The 8,584-nt window shown below is 33.3% G+C and carries 7 protein-coding genes; 3 read left to right on the top strand and 4 right to left on the bottom strand.

What is annotated here, in order from left to right:
• Positions 1 to 15 precede the first annotated feature (15 nt).
• From QZU83_RS07070 to pth2, 3 genes are read right to left on the bottom strand one after another with little or no spacing between them, the layout of a single operon-like run.
• Positions 16 to 177 carry a zinc finger domain-containing protein gene (locus QZU83_RS07070; RefSeq protein ID WP_292818647.1) on the bottom strand — a complete coding sequence of 54 codons (162 nt, stop codon included), beginning with the start codon at positions 175 to 177 and terminating at the stop codon, positions 16 to 18.
• Positions 174 to 848 (bottom strand): delta 1-pyrroline-5-carboxylate synthetase, encoded by a 675-nt coding sequence (locus QZU83_RS07075; RefSeq protein WP_295610808.1) that lies wholly within the window; start codon positions 846 to 848, stop codon positions 174 to 176. The genes QZU83_RS07070 and QZU83_RS07075 overlap by 4 nt, the downstream gene beginning before the upstream one ends.
• A 45-nt stretch (positions 849 to 893) precedes the next feature.
• Positions 894 to 1,232, bottom strand: a complete 339-nt coding sequence (gene pth2, locus QZU83_RS07080; RefSeq protein ID WP_295610810.1) for an aminoacyl-tRNA hydrolase — start codon at positions 1,230 to 1,232, stop codon at positions 894 to 896.
• 275 nt (positions 1,233 to 1,507) lie between these two features.
• Here pth2 and QZU83_RS07085 point away from each other — a divergent pair, with 275 nt between their 5' ends.
• The 3 genes from QZU83_RS07085 (at position 1,508) to QZU83_RS07095 (ending at position 7,141) form a co-directional block, all read left to right on the top strand.
• On the top strand, positions 1,508 to 3,355 hold the full coding sequence (locus QZU83_RS07085) for a SpoIIE family protein phosphatase (RefSeq protein ID WP_295610812.1): 1,848 nt from the start codon (positions 1,508 to 1,510) through the stop codon (positions 3,353 to 3,355).
• A complete protein-coding gene (locus tag QZU83_RS07090) occupies positions 3,348 to 5,228 on the top strand; it encodes a PP2C family protein-serine/threonine phosphatase (RefSeq protein ID WP_295610813.1) in 1,881 nt (626 codons plus the stop codon). Before QZU83_RS07085 ends, QZU83_RS07090 begins: the two co-directional genes overlap by 8 nt.
• 134 nt (positions 5,229 to 5,362) lie before the next feature.
• Positions 5,363 to 7,141, top strand: coding sequence for a ribosome biogenesis/translation initiation ATPase RLI (locus QZU83_RS07095; RefSeq protein WP_295610815.1), 1,779 nt, complete (start codon positions 5,363 to 5,365; stop codon positions 7,139 to 7,141).
• Between the two features lie 1,121 nt (positions 7,142 to 8,262).
• Here QZU83_RS07095 and QZU83_RS07100 read toward each other — a convergent pair.
• A partial coding sequence (locus tag QZU83_RS07100) for a hydrogenase iron-sulfur subunit (protein ID WP_295610817.1) occupies positions 8,263 to 8,584 on the bottom strand: 322 nt, incomplete at its 5' end.

The following is an 8,584-nucleotide window of genomic DNA, read 5'->3' on the forward strand; positions in this document are numbered from 1 at the left end:
TTCCTCCATTTAAATTTATGGTCCTTCAAATCCGCATTCGCATTTGTAAGCATGACCAAAAGTACGGCATTTTTCACATCTTGCAATTTTTGCTCCACAAAGAGGACATTCGAATTCAACGAAAGGTCCAGTTAATGGAATTTCTTGTTTACATGAAATACATTCTACAGTTTTCATCTTAAATCACCTATTATTTTTGTGTAATCGAAGTTATAATGATTTACATTATCATCTATAAGAGATAAAACCCTTTCAGGGTACTTCCCATTCACAACATAACAATCAGTCCCAAACTCTAATAAAAGAGACGGCAACATTACATCAATCGATGACTCCTGAAAAGTTAGTAAAGTTTTTGCATCAATTTTACTTATGAATGTTGAACCTGGCTCCTTCGGTTCTTGGGTATATATACCATTTACATTTGTTACTATAAAAAGGTTCGCATTTAGCATGTTTGCAACATAGGCCGCAATCGAATCTGAAGTCACATCCCATGAGCATTCGAAGGGATCTTCATTTCTTAAAAATTCGGAAACAATAAATATAGGAGTCAATCCTTCATCGGATATGTCATTCACCTCATCCAATGAGTATGCCAATTTTGCAGATTCAACCTTATCATTGACAAGTTTTGCTATAATATCCATGCAATCGATAGCTGTCCAATGATTTGTCTCGTCTGAAAAGCTAACTTCATCATTATATTTGCGAATCAAATTTGCAAACTCGCCTCCTCCAAGAATTATGCATGAACCGGTGTTTTTCAATTTGTCCGCCAGTGTTATTGCATGATTCGGGAACAGACTTCCTCCGATTTTTACAACCTGTTTTATGATAATGACCACGACCCTGTTTAATTAAAAATAGCTATCATTAAAATGACACTTCATTCATAAAAGTTTCAAATCTCCTGTCACTTCGTCAAGGATTTTATCCTCATCAGGCCCAAGTGCTAAAACAGTGACGCTTGATGTAGGTATCTGTGTCCTTCCGGCATCAACTACCAAATAATTGACAATGCCCTTTTCATCAGCCAATTTTTTAAGTGCAGTTAGCTCATCTAAAGTCTGAACTTTTAAAACAACCTTTGCATAAGCTTCATTTTCCCATTTTCTAATTTTATCAGCAGATGATTTTTTATATGCTCCAATGGCACCATGGCAGCACTGAGCGGCGATTTTTCCCTTGCGCATTTTTAAATCTGTTCTTACAATCATTACTTGTTTCATAATATCATCAAAAAAATCAAACTAAAAATATTTTTTCATTAATTAAAATATTCTGATTATTACTATTTTAATATTTACTATTGCCGGCGAAATTAAAAAAAATATTATCCGCCTACTAAAAAAAACAAATATAACTTTTTAAATAATATTACATAGAAGTATTTCATATAGAACATTGTAGGGATAAAATGCTAAAAAAACTATTTAATAATAAAAAATTCATATTTATTTTCACTTTTACAGTGGAATTTATATTATATTTCTTTTTTGAGCATATGCCCTACGGAGGAGAATATATTGTCGCCGATGTTGGTATTGCACCCGTTTTTGGAATGATGTTTGGTCCTGTTGGCGGTTTAGGCCAAGCCCTCGCCAGCCTTACCTGGCAGCTTTGTGAAGGGGTTGACCCAATAGCCTCAGCAATTGATTGTGCGATAATGTTTTTCATATCCATAATCGCATACAAATTATGGTATACTACATTTAAGGAAGCAAAAATCAACACTCCAAAATTCAATTCAACATATAACCTCCTTAAATTCCTAATTATAGCATTAATTGTTTCAATCGTCTATTGGGCGCTAATATACATATCCTTTGAAGCATATCACCACATGTATGTAATCTATCCGTTATCAACATTTATTGCAAAAACAGCATATGTTTTGAATCTCTTTAATTTCACTTTAATTTTCGGAATATTCTTTATCAGCATTTTCAACATTGAGGAACTGCCTATGCACAGGCCTGAAAAATGGATCAACCTCATTGACATCAACGATAAATATTTTCTGGGGGGTTTCATATTACTGGCAGCTTATGTAACTCTTGTTCAAATATTCAACATAGACAACGACATTACAGACAACATATTCTTTGGATGGACTGTCGTTATGGCAATATTATTCTGTTTAAACAAGTTTGAACCAAATATAGAAGTGCGAGTTGTCAAATACTCAATCATTGAAAAAATTATCCTGTTTTTCTTAATAATACTGTCGATTCTGTTTATCGTCATTTTTGATGAGCTGATAACAATCAGTATGATTTTTACATACCACTTCAATGAAGATTACATTCAGATATTCAATTTATGTTTTGGAAGCGGAATGATGATTCTCTTCTGCATGTTCCACATCTACCATGTTGAAAGAACGATAACCAATCCGATCTATGGCCTAATCGATTCATTGAACCACTACCAGAACAATGAAAACACAGAGCCTGATGATAACTACACTGAAAAATTCGAGAAATATCTGAAAAACAATGATGATATGTCCAGATTAATCGAATCGTTCATTACATTAAGAAACAACATTGAAAACTATTTGAATAACCTCAAAAAAACAACTGCAGAAAAAGAAAAAATTGAAACCGAATTTAAAATTGCCAGCAATATCCAGTCAGGAATGCTTAAAACAAATTTTGATGAATTCTCCAATGACAAGCCTTTCGAGATATATGGGTTAATGGAACCTGCAAAAGAAGTTGGGGGAGCATTCTATGACTATTTTAATATGGATGGTGAAAATGCAGCTTTCGTTATTGGAGATACAGGCGGAACAGGAGTTTCTTCAACATTATTCATGGTTAAAACAATGCAGCTAATTGAAAACCACAGTAAATTCGACCCTGACCTCGAAAAACTTTTTGAAAATGTTAATGATTTATCTTTCCAAAGAAATGATGATAAACTGTTTGTCACATCATGGTTTGGAAAATTAAACTTCATGAGCGGAAAATTGAGTTTTGTTAATGCGGGACATAATCCTCCATTAGTCAAACATGACAATCAGGATTTCGAATATCTGAAAATCAAACCCGACTATCTTTTAGGAGGCATGGAAAATGCCCATTATAAAAAACATGAACTGGATTTAAGTCCCGGAGACATGGTGTTTTTATATACCGATGGAGCAATAGGAAGAAAGAACAACCCAGAATCATACTGCAATGATGAACTGTTGAAAGAAACCGTAAACAAATATAAAGATGAAAAGTTAGAAAATATGATTGAAGGCATTAAAAACGATTTAAATCAGGCGTACAATTACGATAATCCTATCGATGACATTACCATGTTGGTAATAAAATATAATGGTCGTGAAAGTTATGAATAGAATAAGAAAACTTTTTAAATCAAGAAAATTCAGTTTATTATTCTCAATGGGCATAACTTTTATAACAATATTGCTTTTAGAGATTTTGAATCCTTCCGCATATATAAACTTTGAAATGGTCATCATACCCGTTTTAAGTTTATTGTGGGGTCCTTTTGGAGCTTTAGGATTTATCCTTGTGGAGGGTGCGTATTTTTTAGTATATGACCCAAGCGACTACGTATATACTCTGAAAGTAATCAGCATACTTTTTATAAGCAACATGTTACTGTGGAAATTATGGTATTCCATAATGAACCGGGACGGCCATGAAATTCCTAATTTTAACACTTTATACAATATAATTAAGTTTTTCATCATGTTCCTAATTTATTTGACAGTAGTATATATCTTGTTAAATGGACTCATTAAAGGAAATTCTGATGCAAGAGACTTATACGGCAACATGATAATGATATTCCCGTTAAGCGTGATAATTTTGATAATAGGAATACATATTGCAGTCAAATATAAAATACCATTATATGTTCCCAAAAAAAGACTGAAACGGATTTTGCCTGAGAAAGCTTACTCAATCATACTAATTTCCGCAATCATTATTGGGATGATAAATCTCATAGCAGTAGAAAATGAATTTTATTCAACAATAACAAGTATTATAGTAATTGCACTTCTGATAATCTATATAACAAAACCGTTGGAAGAGAATTGTGAAATAAAAGAAGACATCAATATAAATTTATTCAATAAGATCAATTCTTCCCTATTCATACTATTGCTGATTCTGCTCGGATTGGCAACCGTGCCTCTGTACGTATTTATTCCTGAAGAAATAACACCTGATTCAATACTAGGCAATTTTTCATACATTATTATCCAATACCTATCCTTGATGCTGATTCCGGTTTTAGGTTATATGTATTACCTGGAAAAAAATATGACAAAACCGATTAACAGGCTATCAAAATCATTATCCAGAACTATAAATACTGAAGAAGATTATCAAATGCTTAATGATGATTTGAATTCTATTACCGTTAACAATGAACTGAAATCCCTTGCAGGTTCACTGCTTAAAATGGAAGAAGATTTGAATCTTTACAAAGAACAGCTGATTGAAGTTACCTCCCAAAAGGAGAGATATGAAACGGAAATGAAATTAGCTCATGAAATTCAGGACTCAATGATTTCCAAAAATTTTGAAGAATACAACAATGGCGAAAAATGTGAAATTTGGGGACTGATGAAACCTGCACGTGAAGTTGCCGGAGATTTCTACGACTTTTTCAAAATAGATGGCGACAATATCGGATTTGTAATTGGAGATGTGAGCGGAAAAGGAATAACTGCCTCACTGATTATGGTTAAAGCAATGACATTAATCCAAGATTATGCAATACACCTCGAAGATCTTTCAGAAGTATTTTATGAAGTGAATAACCTTCTTTGTGAGGGAAATGTTGAAAATCTCTTCGTCACATGCTGGCTTGGAAAAATTAACTTCAAGACAAAAAAATTATCCTACGTCAATGCAGGGCACAATCCGCCATTAATCAAGCAAAACGACAACTTTGAATATGTGCATATCGATCCTGGAATAGTTTTGGCGGCCATGGAAGACCTTCCTTATGAAACACATGAAATTCAATTAAAATCCGGAGATGCAATAGTTTTATATACAGACGGCATAACCGAAGCAAATTACAATTATAAGGATTTCTACGGTGAAGAAAGATTAAAAAATATCCTAAATAAACATAAAGATGAAGATTTGGAAAAGATAATAGGCTCCGTGGAAAAGGACATAAACGATTTCTGCGAAAACAAAGAGCAGTTTGATGACACAACAATATTTGCCATTAGGCTGAAATAGATATTTGGAATTATTAATATTTTAAATTTTAAATCAGAAAGTTTTTTAAAAAAAGTCCGAAATTCTAATTTTACAAAGCTTAATTAAATAGAATTAACAAAATTATTAATGATTATATTTTTAAGGAGATTATAATGACCCGTATTTCAATTTTAGATAAAGACAGATGTCAACCTAAAAAATGTGATTATCTTTGTATACATTACTGTCCGGGTGTCAGAATGGATGAAGACACCATAGTAATTGACGAAGATACAAAAAAACCGTTGATATCTGAGGAATTATGTGAAGGGTGCGGTATTTGTACAAATAGGTGCCCATTTGATGCTATTACGATTATTAACTTACCTGAAGCAGTAGGTGAACCTATCCACAGATTTGGACAAAACCAGTTTGAACTGTTTGGACTTCCAAGCCTGGAAGAAGGAACCGTTTTAGGTCTTTTAGGACAGAACGGTATTGGTAAATCCACAATAATGAACATATTGTCCGGAAATCTGATACCAAACTTCGGAGACTTTGAAAATGCACCGGAAAACTGGGACGGAGTAATTGAATATTACAAAGGTTCAGCACTTCAGAAATATTTCCAGGACCTCGCCGAAGGCAACATCAAAACCATCCTGAAACCGCAGATGGTCGACAAGCTTCCGAAAGTTGTTAAAGGAAAGGTTATTGATCTGCTTTCAAACGTTAATGAAAGGGACAAGCTTGACTATGTCACAAAAGAACTGCAGCTTGAAAATGTGCTTGACAGGAAAATGGAAAACCTGAGTGGAGGGGAACTTCAAAGGGTTGCAATTGCAGCTACCGTTTTAAGGGAAGGAGATTTCTACTACTTCGACGAACCGACTTCCTGGCTTGACGTGTCCCAAAGATTGAATGCAGTGCGCGTAATCAGATCACTGGCTGAAGAGGGCAAAAGCGTGCTCGTTATTGAACACGACCTTGCTACCCTGGATGCGCTTTCCGACAACATCCACATATTATACGGACAGCCTGGAGGATACGGTGTAGTGTCCGGCAGAAAAGGTGTCCGTTTAGGAATCAATGCTTACATCAAAGGATTTTTAGCAGAAGAAAATGTCAGAATCAGGAAAAATCCTATCGAATTTACCATAAGACCTCCAACTCCGGAAGATGAAGGGGATGCACTTGCAAGCTACACTGACTTAAGCAAGGACTATGACGGATTTAAACTAACTGCCGATGCAGGGGAAATCTTTTATGATGAAATTGTAACCGCATTCGGTTCAAACGGTATCGGTAAAACAACATTTGCAAAAATGCTTGCAGGCGTTGAAGAACCTACTGACGGAGAAGTTGATGAAGACGTTACAATAGCCTACAAACCGCAATACATTGTTTCAAACTTTGAAGGAACCGTGCAGGAATTCCTATATGTTAATGTGCCTAATTTCGGAACCAAAATCTTTGAAAGCGAGATTATGAAACCTCTAACATTAAACGACATTCTTGACAAACCAGTCAAAGGATTGAGTGGAGGGGAACTTCAAAGGTTAGCCATTGCTACAACACTTTCAAAAGATGCTGAAATCTATCTTTTCGACGAACCTACAGCATTTTTGGATGTTGAACAAAGGTTAATAGCTGCAAGGGTTATCCGTAAAATGGTTGAAAGCAGAAATGCTGCATCACTTATCGTTGACCACGATATTGTCTTTATAGATTATATCTCAGACAGGGCAATGGTATTCAACGGAACTCCAGGTTTAAACGGTCATGCCTCAAAACCTACTGATCTCAGAAATGCGATGAACGAATTTTTAGGAAATCTGAACATTACATTCAGAAGAGATAAGGAAACCAAAAGACCAAGAGTGAATAAGCTCGACAGTTACAAAGACCGTGAACAAAAAGAAAAAGGAGAGTACTATTACTTATCCGATTAATTCCACTATACCATCATCATTAACAAAATAATCAAAAAAAACTATAAAAATAGTTATTAAAGTAGAGGAGTGACTTTAATAACTATTATATATGTTAATTATTTCTTTGTACCAATGAAATAATTGTAGGTATCATATATCCAAAAGACATATCGATTACAATTCAAAATACGAAATGACCAATGAAAGATAATTAAAGACCCTTTAACTACCTTTCTAAGATTAGTAATCTCTCACTAATCTTAGAAAAATAATCGAAAGATAGAGAGTAAATAGCAAAATTGCTATTTACTTTTTTGAGTTATATGGCCAATTACTATTGAGCCGTGACATATTTTAATTATCATAAAAACCAAACCAATTATGATAATTATATTATAATTACAAGTAATAACCATATAAATATTATTAAAGTATTACTCAACATATTGGGCGTTAAATTAAAAAAAGAGAATATCCTGTAACGAAAATCCTTATCAAAAGATATTTAAGTTAATATACGACATGATACTCCCGGATATTCCTTAACGGGAAAAAAATAATAACTATGAAAATTTCAACAATTCATTTAATATTAAATAAAAATGTTATGAATACTTAATTTATCAAAATACACAATAAAAACATTTATTTTAAAAAAATATTCAATTTACATCAGTATACAATTGAAAAATATGGAAAAATGCAATGATAAAAATAGTAATACTTTTTAGAAAAATAATACTACAAAAATAATAGTTTTTTGCAAAAAAATATTAATTAAAATTTAATAGCTATTAAAGACTTGAGGAGAAAGATGCTTTAATAGCTATTGTAGACAGTGAAAGAAACCATATATAAATTTATATAAATCTCTTTTTATTCATTAATTATCTTACATTGATGGAGAAAAAAGATAACACCAACTGGTTATGCCAACAATCGATATTACCTGGCTAATGATGAATTATCAACATAAAGATAATTAACTGAAAAATAATCAAAATATTCGCTATTTTAACTATTTTTCTAACATTAGTACAAGAAATACTAATCTTAGAAAGATAACTAATAAAGGGTAGCAAATGGCCATATGATCACATGGCCATTTACACGAATATATGACTTGACTATTTTAAACTCTATTCTAATTCCAATGGCCCTAATTTTGAAAGAGTCTTATGGAATTCTTCCATTGTTGTTTTGAATTTTTCTCCTTCGGATGCTGAAATCCATTCATGGCGGAATCTTTCTCTTTCGATTCCAAATTCTTCAAGAATGTCTTCAACGATTTTGGATCTTCTTGACCATTTGTAGTTTCCTGCGTCATAGTGGCAGTCCCCTATGTGGCATCCTCCTACAAAAACGCCGTCGGCTCCTTCTTGGAACGCTTTGAAAACCATTGAAGGTGTGATTCTTCCGGAACACATTACACGAATGATTCTGACATTTGGAGGGTATTGC

The sequence above is a fragment of the uncultured Methanobrevibacter sp. genome (assembly GCF_902771435.1).
Taxonomy (GTDB): domain Archaea; phylum Methanobacteriota; class Methanobacteria; order Methanobacteriales; family Methanobacteriaceae; genus Methanocatella.